This is a genomic window from Ruegeria hyattellae, from assembly GCF_041537925.1.
Lineage (GTDB): Bacteria > Pseudomonadota > Alphaproteobacteria > Rhodobacterales > Rhodobacteraceae > Ruegeria_C.
Window position 1 is genome coordinate 519,337 of record NZ_JBGOSH010000002.1, and the last position, 25,246, is coordinate 544,582.

At 59.1% G+C, this 25,246-nt stretch carries 23 protein-coding genes; 15 read left to right on the top strand and 8 right to left on the bottom strand.

Translation table 11 applies throughout. The annotated features are described in order from the left end of the window. Nucleotides 1-2 precede the first annotated feature (2 nt). Nucleotides 3-848 (top strand): EamA family transporter, encoded by an 846-nt coding sequence (locus AB1E33_RS06415; protein ID WP_372576422.1) that lies wholly within the window; start codon nt 3-5, stop codon nt 846-848. On the opposite strand, the gene AB1E33_RS06420 is transcribed toward AB1E33_RS06415, so the two are convergent. The 6 genes from AB1E33_RS06420 to AB1E33_RS06445 all read right to left on the bottom strand — a co-directional run bounded on the left by AB1E33_RS06420 (nt 833) and on the right by AB1E33_RS06445 (nt 6,313). Next, nucleotides 833-1,315 (bottom strand): hypothetical protein, encoded by a 483-nt coding sequence (locus AB1E33_RS06420; RefSeq protein WP_372576423.1) that lies wholly within the window; start codon nt 1,313-1,315, stop codon nt 833-835. The genes AB1E33_RS06415 and AB1E33_RS06420 overlap by 16 nt on opposite strands. Further along, nucleotides 1,312-2,214, bottom strand: coding sequence for a bifunctional methylenetetrahydrofolate dehydrogenase/methenyltetrahydrofolate cyclohydrolase FolD (folD, locus tag AB1E33_RS06425; RefSeq protein WP_372576424.1), 903 nt, complete (start codon nt 2,212-2,214; stop codon nt 1,312-1,314). Before folD ends, AB1E33_RS06420 begins: the two co-directional genes overlap by 4 nt. 15 nt (nt 2,215-2,229) lie before the next feature. Continuing rightward, on the bottom strand, nt 2,230-3,123 hold the full coding sequence (locus AB1E33_RS06430) for a bifunctional 5,10-methylenetetrahydrofolate dehydrogenase/5,10-methenyltetrahydrofolate cyclohydrolase (protein ID WP_372576425.1): 894 nt from the start codon (nt 3,121-3,123) through the stop codon (nt 2,230-2,232). A gap of 24 nt (nt 3,124-3,147) precedes the next feature. Continuing rightward, entirely contained in the window at nt 3,148-3,453 is a 306-nt protein-coding gene (locus AB1E33_RS06435) for a chorismate mutase (protein ID WP_372576426.1), read from the bottom strand. A gap of 58 nt (nt 3,454-3,511) precedes the next feature. Continuing rightward, nucleotides 3,512-5,188 (bottom strand): formate--tetrahydrofolate ligase, encoded by a 1,677-nt coding sequence (locus tag AB1E33_RS06440; protein ID WP_372576427.1) that lies wholly within the window; start codon nt 5,186-5,188, stop codon nt 3,512-3,514. Nucleotides 5,189-5,377: 189 nt separating this feature from the next. Continuing rightward, nucleotides 5,378-6,313 (bottom strand): LysR substrate-binding domain-containing protein, encoded by a 936-nt coding sequence (locus AB1E33_RS06445; RefSeq protein ID WP_372576428.1) that lies wholly within the window; start codon nt 6,311-6,313, stop codon nt 5,378-5,380. 239 nt (nt 6,314-6,552) lie between these two features. On the opposite strand from AB1E33_RS06445, the gene AB1E33_RS06450 reads away from it, so the two are divergent. The 5 genes from AB1E33_RS06450 to AB1E33_RS06470 all read left to right on the top strand — a co-directional run bounded on the left by AB1E33_RS06450 (nt 6,553) and on the right by AB1E33_RS06470 (nt 13,366). Beyond that, entirely contained in the window at nt 6,553-7,506 is a 954-nt protein-coding gene (locus AB1E33_RS06450) for an ABC transporter substrate-binding protein (protein ID WP_372576429.1), read from the top strand. Nucleotides 7,507-7,586: 80 nt separating this feature from the next. Then, nucleotides 7,587-8,615, top strand: coding sequence for a quaternary amine ABC transporter ATP-binding protein (locus AB1E33_RS06455; RefSeq protein WP_372576430.1), 1,029 nt, complete (start codon nt 7,587-7,589; stop codon nt 8,613-8,615). Next, nucleotides 8,615-10,597: an ABC transporter permease gene (locus AB1E33_RS06460; protein ID WP_372576431.1), complete on the top strand. Its 1,983-nt coding sequence runs from the start codon at nt 8,615-8,617 to the stop codon at nt 10,595-10,597. The genes AB1E33_RS06455 and AB1E33_RS06460 overlap by 1 nt, the downstream gene beginning before the upstream one ends. 1 nt (nt 10,598) lies before the next feature. Further along, the gene (locus tag AB1E33_RS06465) at nt 10,599-10,970 is read left to right on the top strand and encodes a cupin domain-containing protein (RefSeq protein WP_372576432.1); all 372 of its coding nucleotides are present in this window, start codon (nt 10,599-10,601) and stop codon (nt 10,968-10,970) included. Then, nucleotides 10,967-13,366 carry a trimethylamine N-oxide demethylase gene (locus AB1E33_RS06470; RefSeq protein WP_372576433.1) on the top strand — a complete coding sequence of 800 codons (2,400 nt, stop codon included), beginning with the start codon at nt 10,967-10,969 and terminating at the stop codon, nt 13,364-13,366. Before AB1E33_RS06465 ends, AB1E33_RS06470 begins: the two co-directional genes overlap by 4 nt. A gap of 209 nt (nt 13,367-13,575) precedes the next feature. On the opposite strand, the gene AB1E33_RS06475 is transcribed toward AB1E33_RS06470, so the two are convergent. Continuing rightward, the gene (locus AB1E33_RS06475; protein ID WP_372576434.1) at nt 13,576-14,385 is read right to left on the bottom strand and encodes a GntR family transcriptional regulator; all 810 of its coding nucleotides are present in this window, start codon (nt 14,383-14,385) and stop codon (nt 13,576-13,578) included. A gap of 57 nt (nt 14,386-14,442) precedes the next feature. Between AB1E33_RS06475 and AB1E33_RS06480 the strand changes: the two genes are divergently transcribed. The 9 genes from AB1E33_RS06480 (at nt 14,443) to AB1E33_RS06520 (ending at nt 24,469) form a co-directional block, all read left to right on the top strand. After that, the gene (locus AB1E33_RS06480) at nt 14,443-15,486 is read left to right on the top strand and encodes a transporter substrate-binding domain-containing protein (RefSeq protein ID WP_372576435.1); all 1,044 of its coding nucleotides are present in this window, start codon (nt 14,443-14,445) and stop codon (nt 15,484-15,486) included. A 69-nt stretch (nt 15,487-15,555) separates the two neighbouring features. Then, nucleotides 15,556-16,722: an amino acid ABC transporter permease gene (locus AB1E33_RS06485; protein WP_372576436.1), complete on the top strand. Its 1,167-nt coding sequence runs from the start codon at nt 15,556-15,558 to the stop codon at nt 16,720-16,722. Between the two features lie 3 nt (nt 16,723-16,725). Next, nucleotides 16,726-17,799, top strand: coding sequence for an amino acid ABC transporter permease (locus tag AB1E33_RS06490; RefSeq protein ID WP_372576437.1), 1,074 nt, complete (start codon nt 16,726-16,728; stop codon nt 17,797-17,799). A gap of 6 nt (nt 17,800-17,805) precedes the next feature. Continuing rightward, nucleotides 17,806-18,552: an amino acid ABC transporter ATP-binding protein gene (locus tag AB1E33_RS06495; RefSeq protein ID WP_372576438.1), complete on the top strand. Its 747-nt coding sequence runs from the start codon at nt 17,806-17,808 to the stop codon at nt 18,550-18,552. A gap of 26 nt (nt 18,553-18,578) precedes the next feature. Further along, nucleotides 18,579-19,532 carry an aminotransferase class IV gene (locus AB1E33_RS06500; protein WP_372576631.1) on the top strand — a complete coding sequence of 318 codons (954 nt, stop codon included), beginning with the start codon at nt 18,579-18,581 and terminating at the stop codon, nt 19,530-19,532. Then, complete coding sequence (betC, locus tag AB1E33_RS06505) at nt 19,529-21,073, top strand: choline-sulfatase (RefSeq protein WP_372576439.1); 1,545 nt, start codon at nt 19,529-19,531, stop codon at nt 21,071-21,073. Before AB1E33_RS06500 ends, betC begins: the two co-directional genes overlap by 4 nt. Then, nucleotides 21,070-21,960, top strand: a complete 891-nt coding sequence (gene dapA / locus AB1E33_RS06510) for a 4-hydroxy-tetrahydrodipicolinate synthase (RefSeq protein WP_372576440.1) — start codon at nt 21,070-21,072, stop codon at nt 21,958-21,960. Before betC ends, dapA begins: the two co-directional genes overlap by 4 nt. A 69-nt stretch (nt 21,961-22,029) precedes the next feature. Then, nucleotides 22,030-23,283 (top strand): NAD(P)/FAD-dependent oxidoreductase, encoded by a 1,254-nt coding sequence (locus AB1E33_RS06515; protein ID WP_372576441.1) that lies wholly within the window; start codon nt 22,030-22,032, stop codon nt 23,281-23,283. A 169-nt stretch (nt 23,284-23,452) separates the two neighbouring features. Then, nucleotides 23,453-24,469 (top strand): proline racemase family protein, encoded by a 1,017-nt coding sequence (locus AB1E33_RS06520; RefSeq protein WP_372576442.1) that lies wholly within the window; start codon nt 23,453-23,455, stop codon nt 24,467-24,469. Between the two features lie 324 nt (nt 24,470-24,793). Here AB1E33_RS06520 and AB1E33_RS06525 read toward each other — a convergent pair whose 3' ends face one another. Then, the gene (locus AB1E33_RS06525) at nt 24,794-25,207 is read right to left on the bottom strand and encodes a PLP-dependent aminotransferase family protein (RefSeq protein WP_372576443.1); all 414 of its coding nucleotides are present in this window, start codon (nt 25,205-25,207) and stop codon (nt 24,794-24,796) included. Nucleotides 25,208-25,246 lie beyond the last annotated feature (39 nt).

Here is a 25,246-nt window from a genome sequence, read left to right on the forward strand (position 1 = left end):
AAATGAACGCGCTGGCCCTTGGGTTGCTGGCGGCGGTCTGCTGGGGCTTTCACGACCTTGCGGTGCGACATATCAGCCAGTCGGTGAGCGTGATCGCGTCGTTGATGACCGTCTTGATCTCAGGCGCGGTGCTGCAGGCCGGATTGCTGGCAACATCGGGTGGACTCACTTCGGTGCCCGGCACGGCGATTTTCTACGCAATCGCGTCGGGGGGCTTTTATCTGCTGGCGGGTCTCAGCATGTATGCCGCTTTCCAGCGCGGCCCGGTACGACTGGTGGCCCCGCTTGTCGCCAGCTATCCGATCCTGTCCGTTGTAATGGCGATCTGGCGTGGCGCGTCGGTTGATCTTTGGCACTGGTTGGCAGTAATCGCAATTGGCGTTGGCGTGTCCATCGTTGCCGCGCAGTCTAAGCAGGAAGACTCTGTTGACCCACCTCGCGGGCCGACCGCAATCTTGTCGCTGCTTGCGGCCGTGGGGTTTGCCGGGGCGTTTGCACTGGGTCAGTACGCCACCGAGCTCAGCGATGAATACGCGATCTCGCTGATCGCACGATTGACCGCGATTGCTGCTCTGAGCGTGGTTGCGCTGACAAGCGGCAAGGCGCTGTGGCCCGGTCTGCGCGCCCTGCCCCTGCTTTGTGTGATGGGCCTGTTGGATGCCATTGCCATTCTCAGCGTGGTTGCGGCGGGAGGGTTGCCCAATGCGGCATACGCTTCGGTCACGGCATCCGTCTTTGGATTGCTAACGGTAGTGCTGGCCTGGGCGATCCTGAATGAGCGGATGCGCCAGCGCCAATGGCTCGGCTGTCTGTTGGCCTTTGCGGGAATTGGCTATCTCGCGCTCTGAGTTTGCGCCGGTGACATCGCCGCCAAATGCGCCTGATGCGAGGCTATCGCACTTTCTGCCAGACCGTCGATCTCACCCGGTCTTACCGGGCCCGCGTGATGCCAGGCGCCCAGACGCGTGAGATCCTTGTAGGCGCACAGGTCTGCGCGCAGGGCGCGTGTATCGATATGATCCGGCACATCCGGTAGCAGCAGAACGGCAAAAACATCCTCCGACCTGTTCAACTGTTGCACCAGATCGCGACACCCCTCCTGCGGCATATTCTGACCACAGAGCTGTTGATCCAGAGGCATCCCTATTCCGGAGGCAAATGCCACCAAGGCACGAACGCGAACTGAATCCGAGGTCGAGAGACCAATCGAGACGGTCACCAGCCGGGCGCACCGACCGGTGCGACGCCGATAGCGTTGCGCCAGAATTCGGCCATTGTTCTCGCCTTCTTGCAAAGCGGCGTTTGCCAGTCTCAAGCCGTTAGGCCTTCTGGTTCTTGCAGGTCATTTGCGCGGGATGCTGCTGTGAGTGTGTTTGCGAGGAGGCAGGCGATTGTCATGGGGCCTACGCCTCCCGGGACGGGGGTTATGGCGCCGGCAACCTCTGCCGCGCTGGGGTAGTGGACGTCGCCGACGAGGCGGGTTTTACCCTCTCCCTTTTCGGGCGCGTCGATGCGGTTGATGCCGACGTCGATCACCGTAGCGCCGGGCTTGATCCAGTCGCCCGGAACCATTTCGGGACGACCCACCGCGGCGACCACGATATCGGCGCGGCGGACCACATCCGGCAGGTCCTTGGTGCGCGAATGCGCGATGGTCACGGTACAGCTGTCGCCAAGCAAAAGCTGCGCCATCGGCTTGCCGACGATGTTGGAGCGGCCCACAACCACCGCGTCCAGACCCGAGAGCGAGCCGTGATGGTCGCGCAGCATCATCAGGCAGCCCAGCGGCGTGCACGGCACCATCGATTTCTGCCCGGTGCCCAACAGGCCCACATTCGAGATATGGAACCCGTCCACATCCTTGGCCGGGTCGATCGAATTGATCACCAGATCCTCGTTCAGATGGCCGGGCAGCGGCAGCTGCACCAGGATGCCATGCACCGCCGGGTCCTTGTTGAGCTGATCGATCAGCGCCAGCAGGTCCGCCTCGGCAGTGTCCGCATCGAGCTTGTGTTCATAGGAGTTCATGCCGACCTCGACGGTCATCTTGCCCTTGGAACGGACATAGACCTGGCTGGCCGGGTCCTCGCCCACCAGCACAACCGCCAGACCGGGAGTGATCCCGTGGCTCTCCTTCAACCTGGCCACATGGTCGGCCACCTGCCCGCGCACCTTGGCGGCAAAGGCCTTTCCGTCGATGATCTGCGCACCCATTCCCTCAGTTCCTTCCTAGATATCGGTCCGGGCATAGCTGTCCCGGTAGTGGTTCATCTGCATTCGCGTCGCAAACACGGCGTTCTTCATCAGCGTGGCAACCGTCACCGGCCCCACGCCCCCCGGCACCGGGGTGATCCAGCCCGCCACCTCGGCGCAGCTGTCAAAATCGGCATCGCCCACGGTTTTGGGCCCGTCCGACGTCTCGACCCGGTTGATGCCGATATCGATCAGCGCCGCGCCGGGCTTGAGCATCTCACCACTCACCAGGCCGGGCTTGCCCACCGCCACAAAGACCGCATCCGCGGCGCGGCTGTGCATCGCAACCGAGCGGGTCATGTGATGACACACGGTCACCGTCGCGCCCAGCCCCATCAGCAGGAAGGCGATCGGCTTGCCGACAATCTCGGAATGGCCGATCACCGTGACGTCCAGCCCTTCCAGCTTCAGCGGCAGGGTCTTGAGGATCTCGACCGCGGCCACCGCCGTGCAGGGCCCCAGCGCCAGATCGTTATAGACGATATTGCCGATCGAGGCCGGGTGCATCCCCTCGACATCCTTGAGCGGGTGCACCGCCTTCTGCAGCACCTTCACCGGGATATGCGCGGGCAGCGGGCGCTGGATGATGATCCCGTTCACCCGCGGATCGGCGTTCAGCCCCTGCAGGATGCCGGTCAGTTGCTCCAGCGAGGTTTCACTCGGATAGGTGCGGGCCTCGAACTGCACACCGGCGCTTTCGGCGCTGCGCTGCTGGTTGCGCACGTAAAGCGCCGCCGCCGCCGTGTCGCCGACGCTGACCGAGACCAGCCGGGGGTGCCATCCGGCCTCGGCAAGCTCGACCGCCTCCGCCGCGACCTCGCTCCGCATTCGGGCGCCAATGGCCTTGCCGTCGATCAGTGCTGCCCGCATCGGTGCTCCGCTTTCTGGCGCGTTTCAGTCGGGGCCGAGCACCTGCTCCTCGCGGGTGATCGACCAGTCAATCAGGATGCGCCAGAGCCGTTCGGCCAGATCGGGGTCCAGCCCCGCCCCGCCTGCCCTGGCACGGACATTGGCGACCACCTCTTCGACGCGCTCGGGGATACGGGCGGGCAGACCTTCGCCCGGTTTCAGCTGCGAGGCGCGGTCGATGTAGCGCGCGCGTGTCCGCAGCAATTCCACGAGATGCTGGTCAAGCCTGTCGATCTGGACCCGCACATCCTGCATCGTCTCGCAGTCCTGCGGCGCTTTCAGAGGGGGCATCAAAGTCTCCTGCGGCCCGGAACGGTCTTCCGGGCCACGGGATGTCTTATTTGGCGGCTTAGAACAAGCCCTCGATCTGGCCTGCGTCGTTAAGTCTGATGCTTTCGGCCGCCGGTGTGCGCGGCAGACCGGGCATCGTCATGATCTCGCCGCAGACCACCACGATAAAGCCGGCACCGGCACTGAGCCGTACCTCGCGCACCGGAACCGAATGGCCGGTGGGTGCGCCGCGCAAGCTGGGGTCGGTCGAGAAGGAATACTGCGTCTTGGCCATGCAGACCGGCAGGTTGCCATAGCCCGCCTCTTCCCATTCGCGCAGCTGGTTGCGGATCTTGTTGTCGGCCAAAACCTCATCGGCGCGGTAGATCCGCTTGGCGATGGTTTCGATCTTTTCGAACAGCGGCATCTCGTCGGGATAGATCGGCGCAAAGTTCGCGCTGCCGCCCTCGACAATTTCCACCACCTTTTCGGCCAGCGGCGCCGAGCCTTCCGAGCCCAGCTCCCAGTGCCGCGACAGCACCGCCTCGACCCCATGCTCGGCACAGTAGTCTTTCACCGCCTGCACTTCCGCCTCGGTGTCGGTGACGAAGTGGTTGATCCCCACCACAACCGGCACGCCGAAGGATTTGACGTTCTCGATATGGCGGCCAAGGTTGGCACAGCCCGATTTGACCGCATCCACGTTTTCCGCGCCCAGATCGGCCTTGGCCACGCCGCCATTCATCTTCATCGCGCGTACCGTGGCCACCAGCACCACCGCCGAGGGCGCAATGCCCGCCTTGCGGCACTTGATGTTCATGAACTTCTCGGCGCCCAGATCGGCCCCGAACCCCGCTTCGGTCACCACATAGTCGCAGACCTTCAGCGCGGTCTTGGTGGCGATCACCGAGTTGCAGCCATGGGCGATGTTGGCGAACGGGCCGCCATGCACAAAGGCGGGGTTGTTTTCCAGCGTCTGCACCAGGTTCGGCTGCATCGCGTCCTTCAGTAGCACGGTCATCGCGCCTTCGGCCTTGATGTCGCGGCAGTAAACCGCGGTCTTGTCGCGGCGATAGGCCACGATGATGTCGCCCAAACGCTTTTCCAGGTCCTTCAGGTCATTGGCAAGGCACAGGATCGCCATCACTTCCGAGGCCACGGTGATGTCGAACCCGGTCTCGCGCGGGAAGCCGTTGCTGACACCGCCCAGGGACGCCGTGATCTGGCGCAGGGCGCGGTCGTTCATGTCAACCACGCGGCGCCAAGCCACCCGGCGCACGTCGATCTCGGCGGCGTTGCCCCAATAGATATGGTTGTCGATCATCGCAGACAACAGGCTGTGCGCGCTGGTGATGGCGTGGAAATCACCGGTGAAATGCAGGTTCATCTCCTCCATCGGAACCACCTGCGCATAACCACCACCCGCAGCGCCGCCCTTCATACCGAAGTTCGGGCCCAGCGAGGCCTCACGGATGCAGATCATCGCGTTCTTGCCGATCCGGTTCAACCCGTCGCCCAGACCCACGGTGGTGGTCGTCTTGCCCTCGCCCGCAGGCGTCGGGTTGATCGCCGTCACCAGGATCAGCTTGCCATCCTCGCGGCCTTGCACCGAGTTGATGAAATCCTGGCTCACCTTCGCCTTGTCATGGCCATAAGGCAGCAGATCATCGCTGGAAATTCCAAGCCTCTCGCCAATCTCCAGAATGGGTTTCTTCGTTGCCTCACGGGCAATCTCAATATCGGACTTGTAGCTCATTGGACCTCTGACTCCCTGCATACCTTGACTGACCATGTCCGGTGAAAAGTGACAGCTCGCACGAACACAGAATCGTCGATTATTTTCTTTAAAGTAAATAAATATTCCTTGTGGTCAATGCGTGATTTGCGTGCGATGAAGGAGAAAACCTCGGAAAGGACCGGCCATGAGACATTCAAGACACTAAAATCAGACATAGCGTTTGCGACCCGCACTAAGCCCCAGCAGCCAGTCTTCAACGATGCGTTGTTCCGGAAAGGTCTTTTGTGTCGGGTTCTTGAGCAAGTAATATCCCGACCGCGTGCGAACCGAAACATCTCCCGCAGGTCGCACCAATGCCCCGGTTTCGAGCAGCGGATCGACAAGATGGGCCCATCCCAAAGCAATGCCCAGACCATCGACCGCCGCCTGTACGGAAAGCGGATAAGTGTTGAAGGCCACCGCTCGTTCCATCGGGCTGGCGGCGATGCCGTTCTGGTTCAACCAACTGCGCCATGTCATCCACTCGGCATGGCTGCTGGTCACTTCGATCAGGTCGAACTGCGGTAGCGCTGCCAGGTCAGCCGCCGCAGGATTTCGTTTCAGGTATTCCGGGCTGCAGACCGGGAACACGGTTTCACCGAACAGCAGCCGTGCCTCGTAGCCCGGCCAGGACCCATCGCCACGCAGGATCGTCAGATCCATCGCCTCGGACAGGCATTCGGCATCGCTGTCCGAGGAGACAAGCGAAATGCGGAGGCGCCCGTTGGATTTGTTGAACTTGCGCAGTTGCGGCATCAGCCACAGGGAGGCCACCGAATTGGTGGCCGCCAGCGTGACCGAATTGGCCTGATGCTTGGCCAGCATGTCGCGGCTGACATCGCGTAGCAGGTCGAGCGATTGCTCGACCGTCGTCAACAGAATCGCCCCCTGTTGCGTCAGCGTAACCGACCGGTGCCCACGCACGAACAACGGCACATCATAGTGCTGTTCCAGCAGGCGTACCTTTCGGCTGATCGCGGTTTCAGAGATATTTATGACCTTGCTCGCCTGAGCAAAGCTCTGCGCCTTGGCAGCAGCCTCGAACGCCAGGAGATAGTCCAGCGGTGGCAGAACTTTTCCTGTGACTGGCAGTTTTTTAGGCATTGGCGGCCGGAACCTTGATTTGGACGTGAATGCAATCAAAATTTTGTACCCGCATCGTCAGGTATCCTGACGGGCAACTGTTTGTTAACTTAATGAAAACCAGAGCTAGCCTCAAGATTTGATGGGCAAGGCCCCTCAAATCTCTGTTCTGCAATGCAGGCAGTTATGGGCAGAATGCTGAAATTCGGGACCGGAAAAGTCCCCAAGCGAACAAAACAAATGTGACTCAGGGAGAAAACATGAAACTTACAACCTTCCTTGCCGCTGCAACCTTGTCAGCCGTAGTGGGAACCGGGGCGATTGCAGAGGACAGCAGCGACCCGATCGTCATCCCGATCCACAATTGGTCCAGTCAAATCGTGATGTCTAACGTCGTTGGCCTGATCTTCGAAGAAATGGGCAACAACGTCGAATATGTTACAACCGACAGCCAGGCGGTTTATGAATCTGTGCGACTGGGAGATGTCGCGCTCGAGATGGAAGTCTGGGAAGGCGCGTTTGGTGCATCCTACCGGACGGCGCTGGAAAAGGGCGGTCTGCATGATGCCGGCGATCATGACGCGGTTACGCGCGAAGATTGGTGGTACCCGATGTGGACCAAAGACGCCTGCCCCGGCCTGCCCGATTGGCAAGCTCTCAATGATTGCGCCCATTTGTTCGCCACGGCTGAGACCGGCGACAAGGGCCGGTATCTGGATGGCCCTGTCGACTGGCTGAAGCACGGCAAGGAACGCGCCGAGGCGCTGGATTTGAACTTTACCGTGATCAACGCGGGCTCCGCAGCAGCGCTCTGGGCTGAGATCGGCGCCGCCGAGGCGGACAAGAAGCCGGTTCTGGTGTTCAACTGGACGCCCAATTTTGCCGAAGCCGTCTGGCCCGGCGAGTTTGTTGAGTTCCCGGCCTGGGAAGATGGCTGTGACAAGGACCCGGCCAAGGGGCCGAACGCGGACGCACTCTATGACTGCGGCAACCCGGCGTCGGGCTATCTGAAAAAGGCCGCATGGGACGGCATGAAGGACAAATGGCCGGCCGCCTATTGCGCGCTCGCTAACATCTCCTTCACCAACCCGCAGATCGCGGAAATGGCCAAGTTGGTCGATACCGATGAGTTGGAACCCGAAGAGGCCGCTGAAGAGTGGCTGGATGCCAACCGCGACGTTGTCGATCCCTGGATCAGTGCCTGCAACAGCTGAGACTTGACGAAAACTGAAACAGGCGCGGCCTTGATTGCCCTAGTGGCTCAGGGCCGCGCCCCACAAGAAAGAAGGCAGCCATGTCCGACGCAGCGCCTGTGATTTCAGCCAAAAATGTCTGGAAGCTCTTCGGCCCATCGCCGCAGCGCTACCTGCAATCACTGCCTGCTGGGCGCAGTTTCGACGAGATTCGGGCAGACGGTTATATCGCCGGGGTCAAGGACGTCTCGATTGAGGTCAGCAAAGGCGAGATGTTGGTCATCATGGGGCTGTCGGGTTCGGGCAAATCCACGCTGGTGCGCTGTTTCTCGCGCCTGCATGACATTACCGGCGGCACCATCGAGGTTGAAGGTCAGGACATCATGAGCCTGAGCGAGCGCGACCTGATCGAGCTGCGCCGCAACAAGATGGGCATGGTGTTCCAGTCCTTTGGTCTGCTGCCGCATCGCACCGTCTTAGACAATATCGCCTTCCCGCTGGAAATGCGCGGACAGGACCGCCACGACCGCCGCGAACGCGCGCTTGAGGTCATCAAGCTCGTCGGCTTGGAAGGCCGCGAAGAATACTTCCCCCGTGAACTGAGCGGCGGCCAGCAGCAACGCGTGGGCATTGCCCGGTCCCTGGCGATCGAGCCGGATATTTGGTTTCTGGACGAACCGTTCTCAGCGCTCGACCCGCTGATCCGGCGCGAGATGCAGGATGAGTTCCTGCGCCTGCAGGAAATGTTGGGCAAGACCATCGTCTTTATCACTCACGATTTCGACGAGGCGCTGAGGCTGGCCGATCGGATCGCCATCATGCGCAACGGCGCAGTTGAACAATGTGACACACCGGACAAGATCGTCATGAACCCGGCCACCGAATATGTCGCGAAATTCACCGAAGAGATCGACAAGGCCCGTGTGGTCCATGCCCGCGGATTGGCCAAGCCGGTCAACAGGCATGCGCTGGAAGGCGCGCCCATCAATGGTGGTTCCACCATTCATGAACTGGCCCGTGTGCTGGTCAATGACAAGCGCATCCTGCTGCCTGTGGCCGATGACATGGGCAAAGTGACCGGTGTGCTGGAGCGTGACGCCGCGCTGAATGTCCTGCTCGGAGCCGATTGATGGCGACGCTTTCCACTGATCTGCCAGGCACGTCAGAAAAGACATCCGGGCGGGTGAAGGTTCTGGCAACCCTGCTTCTCACGGCGTTGGCGCTGATCCTGGCAAAGGCGGCGGGCATTCTGCCCGCGTGGCTGAATCGCATCCCCGAGGCAGCGATCCCGCCCACCGCGCAGGTGCTGGACGTCATCTTTGACTTTATCCAGAACGATCTGGGCCTGATCTATGTGACCCGTTTCATCGCCGAAGGGCCGCTGGAATTCCTGCTGGATACCTCGGCCAACCTTCTGGAAGGCAAGCGCCGCTGGCCCAATCTGGGGCCGATCCCCTGGTCAGCCGTAGCCGCGGTCGCCGCTGTGGTCGGCTATGCCGTGGGAGGCTGGCGTCTGGCTCTGCTGGGTGCTGGCACCTTTATCTGGACCGCCCTGATCGGACAGTGGAAGATGGCCATGCAGACCATGTCGGTCATTGCTGTCGCCGCCCCACTGGCCTTTTTGCTGGGGCTGGTTCTGGGCATCGGCGCATGGAAATACCGTTGGGTGGAACGGGTGCTGAAGCCGATGCTGGCGGTTCTGCAAACCCTGCCCTTTTTTACCTATCTGCTACCGGCGGTGATCTTTTTCAAAGTTGGCCCGACAGCAGGTGCGGTTGCGACGATCACGTTCGCGATCCCGCCGATGGTCCTGATGACCACGCTGGGCCTGAAAAAGGTCAGCCCCGAGGTGATCGAGGCAGGGCAGATGTCGGGTTGCACCCGGTGGCAGATGCTGCGGCATGTCTACCTCCCTGCCGCCCGGACCGAGATTCTAGTTGGCGTCAATCAGGTGATCATGCTGTGTCTGGCCATGGTGGTTCTGACCGCCTTCATCGGCATGCCCGGTTTGGGCGCCAAACTGCTGGCGATGATGGGCAGCTTCAAACTGGGCCGCTCGTTCGAGATTGGCGTGACCATCGTGCTGCTGGCGGTGACGCTGGACCGGATGTCCAAGGCCTGGGTTGTCAAGCAGCCGGTGCATTTCGAACGCGGCACCCCCTGGTGGAAACGGCACAGGATGCCACTGTCCGCGCTGGGGCTGTTTGTGTTCTTCATCCTGCTGTCGCAGCTTTTCCCGATCCTGGCCGAGATTGGCCGAAAGCAACACTTGAGCCAGGGCAAGGAAATCGACACTATCATCAAATCGTTCCTTGCCATCGACGTCATCAAGTCCACAACCGAATGGTTGCGCTGGTTCCTGAATGTCAAGGTTCTGATCCCGTTCCGCAACACGCTGCTGGCCATCCCGACGCCGGCCTTCATTCTGCTGGTGGTCTCTTTCGCTTATTGGGTGGGTGGGCGCCGATCGGGCATCTATGCCGCGATATTTTTCACAATCGTCGCCTTTTCGGGCTGGTGGGACCGGTCGGTGATCACGCTCTATACCGTGATCTCGGCAGTGGCACTCGCCACGCTGATCGGCATCCCTCTGGGTGTCGTCGCAGCCCGGTCGGCGCGGTGGTCCAAGAGCATCCTGCTGGCCTGCGACACGGCACAAACTTTCCCCAGCTTCATCTACCTGATCCCGGCGATCATGCTGTTTGGGGTGAACGATGTGGCGGTGGTCTTCTCGATCCTGATCTTCGCCGCCGTGCCGCTGATCCGCTACACGATCATCGGGCTCAGCAACGTGCCGCCCGAGATGACAGAAGCGGCAGACATGTCGGGCTCAACCCGAAGGCAAAAGCTGATGTCGGTTCAGTTTCCGCTGGCCCTACCGACGATGGCGGTCGGATTCAACCAGGCGATCATGTTTGCCTTCTTCATGGTGATCATCGCGGCCTTTATCGGCACGCAGGATCTTGGTCAGGAGCTGCAGCGCACGCTGGCCGGGACCGAGTTGGGCAAGAACTTTGTTCTGGGCATGAACGTGTCACTGATGGCACTGACCTTTGACATGGCGATCAGCAGCTGGACGGAAGAGCGCAAAAAGAAACTGGGGCTAGAGTAACATGGCATTGCAGCAAGGCGAGCGCATTGTGACCCGTTTCGACGACAAGGGATTTGTCAGGATGCAGATGGACGGTCTGCCCAATGAACAGGTCTGGTGGAAAAATATCAGCTTTGACGAGAAAACCGGGCATGGCAGCTATCTGATGAAAATGGCGCCGGGCGCTCGGTCAAATCCCCATATCCACAACGGCCCGGAAGAGTTCTTTGTGCTCGAAGGCAATCTGACCGATCACGACGGATTTTCATATCGCTGTGGTGATTTTGTCAGCCTTGCTGCGGGGTCCGCCCATTGCTCCAGCACAGAGGCGGGATGTCTTTTGGTGGTCACCCACCGCGGCGCAACCCAATCCATTCAGGAAAGCGCATTGTGAACGTAAAACCTCAATTTGAAGCGCCCTTTGAGCGTCGCGGAGTGCTGGCCCCGGGCCTGCCGATCCTGCCGCATGGCACCGAACGCCACCCGGTGCCCGGTGCCGGGTCGCGGGCGGTACAGATCACCAAGGGCGACACGATCACTCTGCTGGACCGCGATGGCATGCAACCAGCCGAGATGGTTTTCTTTGCGCCTGACCGCAGTTCTGATGCAGCGATGTTGGGGACGCAGGGCAATGGCCGTCCCGATGGGGTAATCGCGACACTGGCAAACGGCGCGCCTTCGGGCTGCAAGGTGCTGCGCGCTTTGGAGGTTGCTGGCTTCGATATCGTGCAAGGCGATGCGGTGCAGGCGTTCAGCGATGGATCGCGGCCCGGCGACATGGCGCATTTCGTGGCCGAAAGCGATGGCTTGCTGATCGTGGCGGCACCCGGCGAGGCGATGCGTCCCGAAGAGCAAAACCCGCCGACCGAGATCATCCTTTATGTCCAGCGCGCCGCACCCGGATTGCAAAAGCCCGATATCGGTCCGCCGGACCCACTGGCCGACCCGCTACATGACATCAATATCCATCCCGGCAACGCCCATTCTTATGAGGTGAAGGCTGGAGAGTTCATTCAGATCCTCGACATCAAGGGCCGCGAGTGTTCGGATTTTCAGGCCTTCAGCCGCCGCGCTCTGGATCAGGGCATCGAACGCGAGATTGATCCGACCACCACACGCAGCCTGATGGGCAGCCTCTATCCGCAGCCGGGTATCTTTTCGAAATATTGGTCGGTGGATCAGGAGCCGCTGATCGAGATCGTGCAGGATACTTGCGGGCGGCATGACACGTTCGGCCTGGCCTGCACGGCGCGATATTATGAAGATCTGGGCTATCCCGGCCATGTGAACTGCTCGGACAATATCAACAAGGATCTTGGGCAGTACGGCATCAGACCCCGTGGCGGCTGGCACGCGATCAACTTCTTCTTCAACACCATGCTGGATGACACCAATGCGATTTCGATGGACGACCCGTGGTCGCGCCCCGGCGATTTCGTCCTACTCCGCGCGCTGACCGATCTGGTCTGTGTCAGCACCGGCTGCCCCTGTGATGTCGATCCGGCCAATGGCTGGAACCCGACCGACATTCAAGTGCGCACCTACAAGGCGACCGAAGACTTCAAACGGTCGTACGGATATAGAAAATCTGCGGAGGCGGATGTGGAAGACACCAAGAAAACAGCGTTTCACGACTGCTTTGCACGGCATACCCGTGATTTCATCGAATATAACGGCTATTGGCTGCCCAACACGATGACCAATCACGGCGCAATCGCCGAGTATTGGGCGTGCCGGGACAAGGTCGCTGTCATGGATCTCAGCCCCTTGCGCAAATATGAGGTCGTTGGCCCGGACGCCGAAGAGTTGATGCAGCTCTGCGTGACCCGCAACATGAAGAAGCTGAGCGTCGGACAGGTGGTCTATACGGCCATGTGCTACGAGCATGGCGGCATGATTGATGACGGCACCGTCTACCGACTGGGTGAGACGAACTTCCGCTGGATCGGCGGTAATGACAACAGCGGATTGTGGCTGCAAGAGCAGGCCCACAAGCGCAACATGAATGTCTGGGTGCGCAACTCGACCGATCAGCTGCATAACATCGCGGTTCAGGGCCGCTACAGCCGCGAGATCCTCAGCCGCATCTTCTGGACGCCGCCACAACAGCCAACCATCGAGGAACTGCCTTGGTTTCGGCTGTCTGTCGCTCGGGTTGGCGATGTGCGGGGCACGTCGGTGGTGATTTCTCGGACCGGGTATTCGGGCGAATTGGGCTATGAGATATTCTGCCATCCCAAGGATGCGGTCGAGATATTTGACCGGGTGTGGGAGGTCGGAGAGGATTACGGCATTGCGCCGCTGGGACTGGCGGCGCTCGACATGCTGCGGATCGAAGGCGGATTGATCTTTGCCGGGTCCGAATTCGATGATCAGACTGATCCCTATGAGGCCGGCATTGGCTTCACAGTTCCGCTGAAATCAAAAACCGATGATTTCATTGGCCGTGAAGCAATTGAAGAACGCAAGGCGCATCCGCACCGCAAACTGGTCGGCTTTGAGATAGAGGGTGGGACGGTACCATCCCCCGGCGATTGCATCCGCGTCGGCAAGGCTCAAGTAGGTGAAGTGACCAGCGCGATGAAGTCGCCAACTTTGGGCAAGGTCATTGCATTGGGTCGAGTGGCCACCAAGCATGCCGATTTGGGTGCAGAAATAGAGGTTGGCCAGCTGGATGGTCAGCAAAAACGGCTAAAAGCCAGGATCGTAGCCTTTCCGCATTTTGATCCGAAGAAAGATCGTGTGAAAGGTATTTACCCCGATACAAATATCCCTGATGCAGCCGAGTGAGATCCATTCGCAACGATTCACATACTTAGTCACTATCGGCTGATGCCGACAGAATCGGCGAATTAATTTTCGGCACATTGCAGGACGATTACTTCGTTTCCTTTCGTAACATTGCGATTCACTGCCCTGCCGGTCAGAGCATATCACCGTTGACGGTCGAGAAATATTAGACGCACCCAACGCTGCCTGAAACTTGCGATCCAACCTTTTCAGGTGTCTGTATTGATTGCCCTTTCGCGCGTTGACAGATCGAAGTCGAAATCCTCACTGTAATTGGCACTCATGAACCTCACGAACCGGTCATGGAAATGCCTTGTATGGTTGTGAGCAAGCTTATCGGCCGTCAACACATCCCGTGCGCGAATGGCATCGATCATATCGTAGTGGTCGGGGCTCAGGAGGTGTTCGGTCGCCGAGGCCGCCAGATACTCAAAATGCATGTGCAGGATGCGGCGTCCTTCGGCAAGAAGTTGACCGTAGGCACGCTCAAGGTATGGGTTTCTGCCGGCGGCAGCGATTGCCATGTGAAAATCATAATTGGTCGCCGACATGGCAAGATAATCATTTTCACTGCAGGCGTTGTCAAAGGCATTGGCCATCCTGGACATCGTTTGAATCTCGCCGTCAGTCCGGTTTTGCGCCGCAAGGCGTGTATTGATCCGCTGCAGAAAGTCCAGCGCCTCAACATATCGGGGGAAGCCCGCAAAATCGATCGGTGCAACAAGTGTCGAGCGGTTCGACAGCATGACGACAAGACCTTCGGCGGACAACCGGACAAGGGCCTCGCGCACTGGTGAGCGCGACATTGCGAATCGACCGGACAGGCTAGTCTCGTCCAGCGGAGATCCCGGTTTGAGGGCAAGTGTCAGAATCTCTCGCTTAAGTTCGTCATAGACAAACCTCGCACCGCGACCCTTGGCATGCTTTTGCTGAAGTCGCTGTGATTCAACCATGTTTCTCATTCCTCGACACAAGGCTCGGCGACGAAAGCCCGAGCTTATCCAAGTTTTTATTGACATGTCGATACGGTGTCGACAAAAATCTTGCAGACAAAATGTCGACACAGGGAGGAACAAATGAAAATCGCCAAGACAATTGCGTCAGCATCAATGGCTTTCGTTGCGGCTGCTCAGATGGCACATGCTCAGGTAGCGGAAGGCAGCCGCCTGAACACCGTCCAGGAACGCGGCTCGCTTCTGTGCAGTGGGCACAATGGCTCTTTCCTAGGCTTTGCCGAGGTCGACGATCAGGGTAACTGGCAGGGTGTGGACATCGATCTTTGCAAGGCGCTTGCTGCCGGCCTGTTCGGTTCGTCCGAAGGCAATTTGGAGATCGTGCCGATCAGCTGGGCACAGCGTTGGCCCTCACTCCAGTCCGGCGATATCGACGTCGTGATCAAGGTGTCCGGCTGGACCCAGAGCCGGGATACCGAATTGAACCTCGCCTATAGCCGACCATATTTCATCGGCGCCTTCCAGGCCATGACGCGCACAGATCTCGGCGCTGAAGCCTTGGCGGATCTGGCGGGTGGCACGATCTGTGTTGCCGCCGGGACCTCGACGGAACGGGCGACGGCAACCTATCTCGATACGCATCAGATCGATGCCGAGATGCTGACCTTTGAAAACGGCGATGAGCTACGCAATTCCTATTATGAGGGCCGGTGTGATGGCCTTGTCGAATGGGCGCCCAGCCTCGCCGCAGGACGTGTCGATGCACCTGATGGCGCGGATGCGCATGTCATTCTGCCCGACGTCATCGCACTTGAAGCGGAAGGCATCATTGTCCCCGAAGGCGACCCGGACTGGCTGGATGTGCAGAACTGGATGCTGTCCTCGCTGTGGTTCGCTGAAATGGAAGGCATCACATCGGAAAATGTTGACGAGATAAAGGCCAATCCGCCGTCATCCACCGTTGGAACGTTTCTGGGTGTGAACCCGGGCTATGGCGCGCGCCTCGGTCTGCCGGATGACTGGGCCTACAACATGATCAAAGAGGTCGGAAACTTCGCCGAAATCTACGATCGCAACATCGGATCTGGATCTCCCTACAATCTGCCGCGTGGGATCAACAATCTCTACAATGCCGGCGGTGTCTTTTATCCGATGATCATCGACTGAATTGTCGATGCCGAACGGGCGTGATCCTTTGATCGCGCCCGGTTCTGAACCAATGCTGTGGAGAAGCTGATGCAGTCGCTCATCAAAAGCAGACGGGTCAGGGAGGCCGGATTGCAATTCGCCTTTGTTGGCGGGATCGCGGCGATGGTGATTATCATGGTGCTGGTCGGTCGTGCCAATCTTGAAGCGCAAGGAATGACTTCTGGACTTGGGTTCCTTGAACGCGCCACAGGCTGGCGCATCAGTTTCTCGCTGATCGATTACAGCACCAACTCCACCTATGCCCGCGCAATTCTGGTCGGGATCCTCAATTCGCTGTTTCTTGGCGCCATCGCCCTGCCGATCGCGACGATCATCGGTGTTGCGGTGGGCGTGATGCGCACCTCGGGCAACGGAATGGCTGAATTGGTCGGCACCACCTTTGTCGAGCTGTTTCGCAACGCCCCCCTGATCCTGCAGCTTTTGTTCTGGTATACTCTGTTGTTGGGTCTGCCCAGCCCGCGCAATGCCGAGCCTGTTCTGGGCGGGATCGCCTTGACAGGACGCGGCATCTATATCCCCGGCATCAACGTCACCGGCGCTTCGGTTTTTGTGGCGGTCCTGATCATGGTTGCGGCATTTGCCCTGGCCTTGTGGCTGGGCGCAAGGCGCTGGCCGGACATACATTTGCAGCGCACCAGCCGGGAACGAAAGCTTCTCTGGGCGCTTGCCGTACTGGCTGCCATCATCGCGATGTGGATTGGTCGCATTCCCGAGACACAACTGGTCAGCGTGCCAGAAGCAGCCGGGCTGAACTATCGGGGAGGCATCCGTATCTCACCAGAGCTGATGGCTTGTCTCATTGCCATCGCGATCTACGGTGCCGCCTATATTGCCGAGATCGTGCGCGCAGGCTTCAATGCCATCCCCAAGGGTCAGTCCGAGGCCGCGCGTGCACTTGGCCTGTCGCCCTGGTATATTTTCAGCCGCATTCGTCTGCCGCTGGCCATCCGTATCGTCATGCCAACGCTCATCAACCAGTATGTGTGGCTGTTCAAGGCAACCACGATTGGCATCGCCATCAGCTTTACCGACTTCTTCATGGTGATCAGCACGGCAATCAACCAGTCGGGTCAGACACTGGAACTGATCGCGATCCTGATGGGTGGCTTCCTGATCATTAACTACTCCATGGCCTGGGTTCTGAACCGCGTGAACGACGCGATCAAACTCAAGGGCACGCAGCTGAGGATCTGAGCGATGACCGATCTGGCAATTCAGAGCGCCCCTGCCCTCAGCAAGATCAAGAAGCACTATTTCGCGACCCCGCTGAACAGTACGATCACCGTCCTGCTGGCCGCGTTCACAGCCTGGGTTTTGTGGAGCCTGTTCAACTGGGCCTTCCTTGATGCGATCTGGGGCTACGGCAAGAATGAGGAATGCCGCGCCCATGAGCACGGGGCATGCTGGTCCTTTGTCGCGACCCGCTGGCGCATCGTCCTGTTCGGCCTTTACCCCTTCGAGGAGCAGTGGCGTTCCGCATTGGCCTGCATCGTGATGCTGATCGTCGCAGTCCTGTCCTGTGTCCCGGTATTCTGGAGCGCCAAGCGTTTGCCGCTGCTCTGGGTGGTTGGGTTCGTGACGTTCTACATCCTGATGCGCGGTGGGTTCTTTGGCCTAACCACCGTGGTCGAACGCGACTGGGGCGGGCTTTCCCTGACGGTGTTTATCTTTGCGGCCGTCTGCTTGCTGGGTATGCCATTGTCGATCCTGTTTGCGCTGCTCCGCAGGTCCGAATTGCCGTGGATCGCCAGAACCATGGCGCTGTTGATAGACGTCATCCGGTCGCTGCCGCTGTTGTCGATCATGTTCACCTTTGCCATTGTCCTTCCCTTTGTGCTGCCGGACTGGGCAATCGGTGACAAGCTCTACCGTGTGATCGTCGGCTACGCGATCTTCTTTGCCTGCTATCAGGCCGAGATCATTCGCGGCGGGATGCAGGCCATCCCGGTCGGCCAGGAAGAGGCAGCCAAAGCCCTAGGCATGGGGTATTGGCACCGGATCGGCTACATCGTACTGCCGCAAGCGTTCCGAAATGCCTTGCCACCGACAATCAACCAGTTCGTCATCACGTTCAAGGAAACCTCGTTGGTCACCATCATCGGTTTCTTTGACATCCTCGCCTCGGGCCGTGCTGCGGCGGGTACTGCCGACTGGAGCTTTGCGACGATCGAAATGTACGTTTTCGTCGGGCTTCTCTTCTTTGTCTTCGTTTTCTCACTGTCCCGCTACGGCGCCTACCTGGAACGCCGCATGAGCGTTGGCAGCCGTTAAGGAGAAATGCACATGTCTGACCAAGCCATCTCAATCCGGTCGATGAACAAGTATTATGGGGGATTCCATGCGCTCAAGGACATCGACCTTGACGTGGCCCACGGTGAGAAAGTGGTGATTTGCGGCCCCTCCGGGTCCGGCAAATCGACACTGATCCGTTGCATCAACCGGTTGGAGGAACACCAAGCCGGCACTATCGCTGTAAACGGCATTCCGCTGGACGACAATGTCGACAATATCGACGAAATCCGCCGCGAGGCCGGGATGGTGTTTCAGAATTTCAATCTGTTCCCCCACATGACCATACTTGAGAACTGCACATTGGCTCCAAGGCTCGTGCGGAAACAGACCCGCGAAGAGGCTGAGGCGATCGCCATGTCCTACCTTGAGCGGGTCAAGATCCCCGAGCAGGCCCACAAATACCCCGGCGAGTTGTCAGGCGGTCAGCAACAACGCGTGGCCATCGCGCGCGCGTTGTGCATGGCCCCCGAGATCATGCTGTTCGACGAACCGACATCGGCGCTGGATCCCGAAATGATTTCCGAGGTGCTGGACGTGATGGTTGGACTTGCCGAAGAAGGCATGACCATGGTTTGCGTGACGCATGAAATGGGCTTTGCGCGGCAGGTGGCAGATCGGGTGATCTTCATGGCCGACGGGGAGATCATCGAACAGGCTCCACCGGGTGAGTTTTTCGACAACCCCAGTAGCGAGCGGACAAAGACATTCCTGGGCCAGGTCCTGGGACATTGATCAGGAAACAAGAAACAAAGATGGCAATGGATTCCCACGAAATTTCAACCCACGACGCGGAAGCGGACGCCCGTAACGAGTCGTTGCTGATCTACGTGAACGGCGAACTTGTGCCCAAAGCCGAGGCCAAGATCTCGGTCTATGACAGCGGCTTCATGCTGGGAGACGGCATGTGGGAGGGCCTGCGTCTGTATGACGGCGAATGGGCGTTTTTTGACGAACATATGGACCGCTTGTTCAATTCGCTGAAATCGATTTCGATCGATATCGGGATGGGGCCTGAAGATGTTCGGAACATTCTCGACCAAACGGCTGCAGCCAATGACATGGTGTCTGATGCCCATTGCCGCCTGATGATTACACGCGGTCGCAAGGCAAAGCCGTTTCAGCATCCCGGTCTCAGCAGGTATGGCCCGACCATTGTCGCCATCGTTGAGCATTCGAAGCCTGCCGAAGGCCTGCAGTCGCGTGGCATTCAACTGGCAACCGTACCGCAGGTTCGGGGGTTGCCCACGAGTCAGGACCCGAAATTCAACAGCCATTCAAAACTCAACTGCGTGATCGCTTGCCTGCAGGCAGAACAGGCCGGCGCGGATGAAGGATTGATGCTGGATCCGCATGGCTTCGTGAACACGACAAATGCCTGTAATTTCTTCATCGTGCGGCGTGATGAGGTTTGGACCTCGACCGGAGACTACTGCATGAACGGCGTTACACGGGCCAAGGTGATTGAACTTTGCCGCCAGAACGGCATTCCGGTCTTTGAGAGAAATTTCTCGCTTTATGAGGCCTATGGGGCAGATGAGGCCTTCCTGACCGGTACGTTCGGGGCGCAGACCCCCGTTGCCTCAATCGATGGCAAGACCATCGGGGCCGAAGGTGGCGCGGGTCCCGTGACCCGCCGTATTCGAGAGCTTTACAAGGAACTGGTGACTGAGACCGTCGCGCGCCAGAGATCCGTGCGCGGGCAGAAAACATGAAACCCAACATCATCCTTTTCATGGTCGATCAGCTAACCTCCTTCGTGTTGAACGCCTATGGGGGATCGGTTTGCAAAACGCCCAATATCGACGCTCTCGCCGCGCGGGGCACCGTATTCGAGACCGCGTATTGTGCCTATCCGCTTTGTGCGCCGTCCCGCTTCGGCATGATGGCAGGGCGTTTGCCCTCGCAGATCGGCGCGTATGACAATGGGGCCGAATTTGCGGCGTCCACGCCGACATTCGCGCATTATCTGCGCCTGAACGGGTATTACACCTGTATCTCTGGCAAGATGCATTTCGTGGGTCCCGACCAATACCACGGGTTCGAAGAGCGTCTGACCACCGAGATCTACCCGGCCGACATGTCCTGGACCCCAGACGCCGATTTCCGCGACTACAACAAAGACGAGGAGCGGGCCTACACGTTCGGCGTTTCCACAATAGACACGGTACGCGATGCCGGCCCCGTCGCCCGGTCGATGCAGATCGACTATGACGAAGACGTCATCCATCACGCGGTGCGCGAGCTCTACACACGGGCACGCAGCGATGACGACCGCCCTTTCATGATGACAGTTTCGCTGACACATCCGCATGACCCCTACGTGATCACGCGCAAGTATTGGGACATGTATGAGGATGCCGGGATCGACGCGCCGCGTGTGCCGCATATTCCGCTCGAACAGCGCGACGCGCACAGCCAGTCGCTGTATTATCACTATGGTCAGGACAAGTGCGCGCTGAGCGACGCCGACTACCGGCGCGCACGGCGCGGGTATTATGGCATGATATCTTATGTCGATGACCTGTTCGGGCGCCTCATGAAGGCGCTCAAGGACAGTGGGTATGCCGACGATACAGTCGTCATTTTTGCCTCCGATCACGGTGACATGATCGGAGAGCGCGGCATGTGGTTCAAGAAGACCCTGTTCGACCCCGCCATTCAGGTGCCCCTGATCATCGCCCATCCCGAACATGCCCCCGGTCGGGTATCTGTACCAGCGTCCCTGTTGGACATTTTTCCGACGCTGCTCGACATTGGTGGCGTCGACCCTAAGGCGGTCAGAACGCCCCTGGATGGTCGCAGCCTGTTGCCCGCCATGAAGGGCGCGCCCGCGAAAGGGCCGGTCTTTTCCGAGCATATTGATGGCGGAACCTCTGCTCCGCGTGTTTGCGTGCGGGACGGGGACAAGAAGCTGGTGATTTCACGCGCCTATCCGCCGCAATTCTATGACCTGAACAAAGATCCCCTTGAACAGGACAACGTTGCGGGTCAGGGCGACCCTGACGAGGCCCGCCTGGCGCAACTGGCCGAGGAAACATGGCCTCTGGACAGCTTGTTGGACGATGTCGTCGCGAGCCAGGTCGCGCGCAAGCTGATTGACAACGCGTTGTCCACCGGACGCGAGGAAATCTGGGATTTCACACCCCGTCCCCTCACCCAGAACACGAACTACGTCCGACGAGGCGACGCATTTCCGACCGTCGAGCGGCGCGGGTACCTCCATTACAAGACATCGCAAGGATCAGACCAATGAGCTACAATGTGAAACTGTCCGGCATCATGCCCGCGCTGGTCACGCCGTTTGATGCGGACAACAAGATCGACTTCGGGGCCTTCGAGAAGCTGCTGACGCATTTTCGCGACGCGGGCGTCACGGGCTGGGTGCCGAACGGCTCGACCGGGGAGTACTTCTCGCAGACGACCGAGGAACGCCGCGCGGTGCTTAAGTTCGTGAAGGACTTTGCCAATGAAGACGAAATCCTGATTGCAGGCACCAACGCCCCGGCAACGCGCGAGGTGATCGAACAAACCGCCATGGCCAAGGAAATCGGCTATGACACTGTGCTGCTGGCACCACCCTTCTATACCCGACCGACCCAGGAAGAGTTGATCAGGCACTATGAAACGGTTCTGTCCGAGGTCGATGTCAACCTGGTGCTCTACAGCTACCCGGCCAAGGATGGTGCCGATATCAGCTTTGAATTGATGGACCATTTCGCGGACAACCCGCGCGTTATCGGCATCAAGGAAAGCTCGGGCGTGCTGCAACGCGCGGTCGACATTTCCAGCCGCTACGAAGGCAGGATTCAACTGGTTTCGGGCTCGGACGACATCGCGCTCGACTTTATGTTCTGGGGGGCGGACAGCTGGATCTGCGGGCCGTCGAATTGCATGGCTCGCGCCTGCTGTGATCTTGACCGTACCTACAGGGCGGGCGAGTTGGGAAAGGCTCGCGAGATGATGAAGAAGCTCTACCGTGCCATGAATATCTTGGAATCCGGCAAGTTCGTTCAAAAAATCAAATATGGCTGCGAGTTGCAGGGCCTTCAGATGGGCGTGTGCCGCGCGCCCCTGGGGCCCCTGGCCGCCGAAGAAAAGGCCGCCATGCAAGAGGCGATGGAGCCGATCCTGAACTGGTAATCCCTTTCCTGCGCACGGTGCTCCGAATGGCTTGCCGCGCATGGCTGACAATGGAACCCGCGACTGGCGATGCCCCAGACCGTCCAACAGTTTGATACAGCCATCGTTGGCGCCGGCATCATCGGCGCCGCGCTTGGCTATGAGCTTCAGAAACGCGGCCACCGGGTTGTGCTGATCGATCGGGATATGCCCGGCCATGGGGCCTCATTTGGCAACATGGCGTCCATTGCCGTGACCGAATTCATGCCGATATCGCGCCCCTCGGTCTGGTTTCAGACCCCCCGTTGGCTTTTGGACCCGCAGGGGCCCATTCGCGTCGCCCCGAACTATGCTCCGCGGCTCATTCCGTGGTTTCTGCGCTTTTTCAGGGCGGGTTGGCCAGCAAAGTTGCGGCAATTGCAGGCCGACGGTGCCGTTTTGTGTCAGCGCGCATTGGCGGATATGCAGGCGCTGATGGCCGAGATCGGTCTGGCCGACGATATCAGCGAGACAGGATGCCTCTCGCTCTACGCAAACGCGCAGGAATTCGAAGCCGATCGCGAAAGGCTGGAGATGCTCGACCGGTTTGGCTTTGATTACGACGTCATTGACCGCAACCGGCTGCGCGACCTCGAGCCGGAAATCGCGCCCGTGATCAGCAAGGCGGTGTTGTTGCCCGACAATCGCACCGTGAGGAACCCGTTGGATATCGTGACCCGGCTTGCCGAAATCATCACCGCGCGGGGCGGGAAGATTATGCGGGACGAGGTCATCGGGTTCGACGTCAGCGGTGAAGAGCCGACTGTACGGCTCGCCAACGGTTCCGGCGTGACGGCGAAAAGCCTCGTAATCAGTGCTGGTGCCTTCTCCGCGCGCCTGTCCAGTATTCTGGGTGAACCTATGCCGCTCGAGACCGAGCGTGGCTATCACACACAAATCATGGCGCCGGGGATTGCTCTCAACCATTCGCTCATCTGGCCAGCGAAGGCTTTCATGGTCAGTCCGACAGCAGGCGGGATTCGGGTTGGCGGGACCGTCGAAATGGCGGGACTGAACGCCGCCCCGGATTTTCGTCGCGCCGAAATCACTGCTAAACGGGCGCGCGAGGCATTGCCAAATCTGAGGCTGGCCAATACCTCTGAATGGATGGGCCATCGCCCGTCCTTTCCCGACACGATTCCGGTCATGTCAGCCTCGGCCAAGATATCCGGAGTGTTCTATTCCACCGGCCACGGCCATCTTGGCCTGACCCACGCCGCCACCAACGCGCACCTGATGGCAGATCTCATATGCGGTGCGACGTCAGCAATCGACATGAACGCTTACAGCGTCACGCGGTTTTGACGCGGATGAAAATATGTCCAAAGGTTCAACCCCGTTGCCGGAAGAGGCACGCGCGTTGCCTTCGACATTGGTCCCAATCCTCGGCAGTGGCGGGCCACATCCGGCGATCCGTGCTAGAGATCACCGACGTCGAAGTCTTTGCATGAAATTTGCATGAAAGGAGAAGCCCATGCGCTGGACGCGAACGCTGCAATTGGTCGACGTACATTGCGCCGGAGAGATTGGCCGCGTGGTAACCGGTGGCCTCCTGGATATTCCCGGCGCAACCATGGCCGACAAGCTGGATCACATCAACAAGGTTGATGACAGCCTGCGGCGTCTGCTGTGTTTCGAACCGCGCTCCGGTCCGGCGGGCTCTGTCGTGCTATTGGTGCCAGCAACCAAACCGGAGGCGGATACCGGCTTTATTGTTCTGCAAGCCGACCAGGCTCATGCCATGTCCGGCTCCAATGCCATGTGTGCCGTCACGGCGATCCTCGAAACCGGGATGAAACCAATGGTCGAGCCTACAACCGAGATTGTGCTAGACACAGCGGCGGGGCTGGTGCGGGCAGTGGCGTCCTGCGACGCAGGGAAGGTCACGCAGGTTCGGTTGGAAATGCCACCCGCATTTGTCCTGACAAAAGCGGCTGAGATCAACACACCGGATTGGGGCCGGGTAACCTATGACATCTGCTTTGGCGGGGTGTTCTATGCTTTGGTAGAAGTCGGCGAAATAGGTCTTGCCATCGTCCCCGAATACGCCCGAGCGCTCGCCACACGTGGCGTAGCCCTGCGCGACCTGATTGCGCAACAGATAGAGGTGAAGCACCCGACCACGTCGGCGCTTGATGGTCTGGCCTATGTCATGTTCCACAGCGAAAACCCCGATGGAGCGATCCGGACCTGTACTACATTGCGCCCGGGCCGTGTGGACCGATCGCCCTGCGGTACGGGCTCCAACGCCAATATGGCCCTGCGACACGCAGACGGCCGCGCGAAACCCGGCCAACCGGTTACTTCCAGATCAATTATCGGCGGTGAGTTCGTAACCGAGTTTGTGTCGGAAACCATGATTGGTCGCCATGTGGCCACCCAGAACAGAATTTCGGGGCAATGCTGGATTTACGGCATCAGTCAAACCGGTCTTGACCCGACTGACCCGTTTCCGCGTGGGTTTTCTCTGTCTGACACATGGGGCGGATGAAAGATCTGAGAAAGAATTTCGGGTGGTTGGGGCGTTAGTGTGTCTTGGTTTCCGGTCTTGTCTATTGATTGGAAGCAATTGACCTACTCTATCGATTTCGCATCGATATTTCAGCGACCTGCGCCACTTCAATGCCTCATTGCAAGCGGATCGGTTCGCGGTCTTGTCCCTGACAGCGGCCCAACTTTTCATGAACTCCGGCCATCTTGATGGATTTATCAGGATATGGCTCAACCGACTAGAGAAACAAAGCCCTTTCGGTGCCAATTTTCCCAGGGTCAGAACCCTATTAACGAACACCTTCAATAGCGCGGTCTATCATATTCAGCCCCGCGGAAAGCTCCTTCTGGTCGGATCAAAACCAAGCCGGAAATGGAATGGGTCATGTTCCATCATGCTCGCATCAACCACAAAGGTTTTATATTGCTTAACCAGACGCCGGAAAATGGCCGCGAGATCAACGCCGTTGTCTTTCTTAATACGAGGAAAGGCATTGATACCCGCGGAAGGAGGAACCCATTCGACGTGAGAGTCGTTGTGAGCCCAGTTTTTCGCAATTGCACGGTTCGTTTCGGTGATGGTTCTCGCCCGCTCGATAAACTCTTCCTGACGTTCCAGAACCTGGATGGCAATCGCCTCTCCGACTGTGCTGGAGCTGAAAGATATATGGTAGCGTACATTCTTTCGAACTTCTGAACACTTCGCATTGGAGCCAGTCAGCATGAGTTTTGCGATCAATGGCACTCCAATTTCGCGATCCGTTCAGAGAGGAAACAG

Coding starts and splice junctions, on each gene's coding strand:
- AB1E33_RS06445 (WP_372576428.1), bottom strand. CDS start 6,313: ATGCCTAAAAAACTGCCAGTCACAGGAAAAGTTCTGCCACCGCTGGAC.
- AB1E33_RS06520 (WP_372576442.1), top strand. CDS start 23,453: ATGCGCTGGACGCGAACGCTGCAATTGGTCGACGTACATTGCGCCGGA.
- AB1E33_RS06475 (WP_372576434.1), bottom strand. CDS start 14,385: ATGTCAATAAAAACTTGGATAAGCTCGGGCTTTCGTCGCCGAGCCTTG.
- dapA (WP_372576440.1), top strand. CDS start 21,070: ATGAGCTACAATGTGAAACTGTCCGGCATCATGCCCGCGCTGGTCACG.
- betC (WP_372576439.1), top strand. CDS start 19,529: ATGAAACCCAACATCATCCTTTTCATGGTCGATCAGCTAACCTCCTTC.
- AB1E33_RS06515 (WP_372576441.1), top strand. CDS start 22,030: ATGCCCCAGACCGTCCAACAGTTTGATACAGCCATCGTTGGCGCCGGC.
- AB1E33_RS06490 (WP_372576437.1), top strand. CDS start 16,726: ATGACCGATCTGGCAATTCAGAGCGCCCCTGCCCTCAGCAAGATCAAG.
- AB1E33_RS06440 (WP_372576427.1), bottom strand. CDS start 5,188: ATGAGCTACAAGTCCGATATTGAGATTGCCCGTGAGGCAACGAAGAAA.
- folD (WP_372576424.1), bottom strand. CDS start 2,214: ATGGGTGCGCAGATCATCGACGGAAAGGCCTTTGCCGCCAAGGTGCGC.
- AB1E33_RS06485 (WP_372576436.1), top strand. CDS start 15,556: ATGCAGTCGCTCATCAAAAGCAGACGGGTCAGGGAGGCCGGATTGCAA.
- AB1E33_RS06495 (WP_372576438.1), top strand. CDS start 17,806: ATGCACATGTCTGACCAAGCCATCTCAATCCGGTCGATGAACAAGTAT.
- AB1E33_RS06430 (WP_372576425.1), bottom strand. CDS start 3,123: ATGCGGGCAGCACTGATCGACGGCAAGGCCATTGGCGCCCGAATGCGG.
- AB1E33_RS06415 (WP_372576422.1), top strand. CDS start 3: ATGAACGCGCTGGCCCTTGGGTTGCTGGCGGCGGTCTGCTGGGGCTTT.
- AB1E33_RS06465 (WP_372576432.1), top strand. CDS start 10,599: ATGGCATTGCAGCAAGGCGAGCGCATTGTGACCCGTTTCGACGACAAG.
- AB1E33_RS06460 (WP_372576431.1), top strand. CDS start 8,615: ATGGCGACGCTTTCCACTGATCTGCCAGGCACGTCAGAAAAGACATCC.
- AB1E33_RS06450 (WP_372576429.1), top strand. CDS start 6,553: ATGAAACTTACAACCTTCCTTGCCGCTGCAACCTTGTCAGCCGTAGTG.
- AB1E33_RS06435 (WP_372576426.1), bottom strand. CDS start 3,453: ATGCCCCCTCTGAAAGCGCCGCAGGACTGCGAGACGATGCAGGATGTG.
- AB1E33_RS06500 (WP_372576631.1), top strand. CDS start 18,579: ATGGATTCCCACGAAATTTCAACCCACGACGCGGAAGCGGACGCCCGT.
- AB1E33_RS06455 (WP_372576430.1), top strand. CDS start 7,587: ATGTCCGACGCAGCGCCTGTGATTTCAGCCAAAAATGTCTGGAAGCTC.
- AB1E33_RS06480 (WP_372576435.1), top strand. CDS start 14,443: ATGAAAATCGCCAAGACAATTGCGTCAGCATCAATGGCTTTCGTTGCG.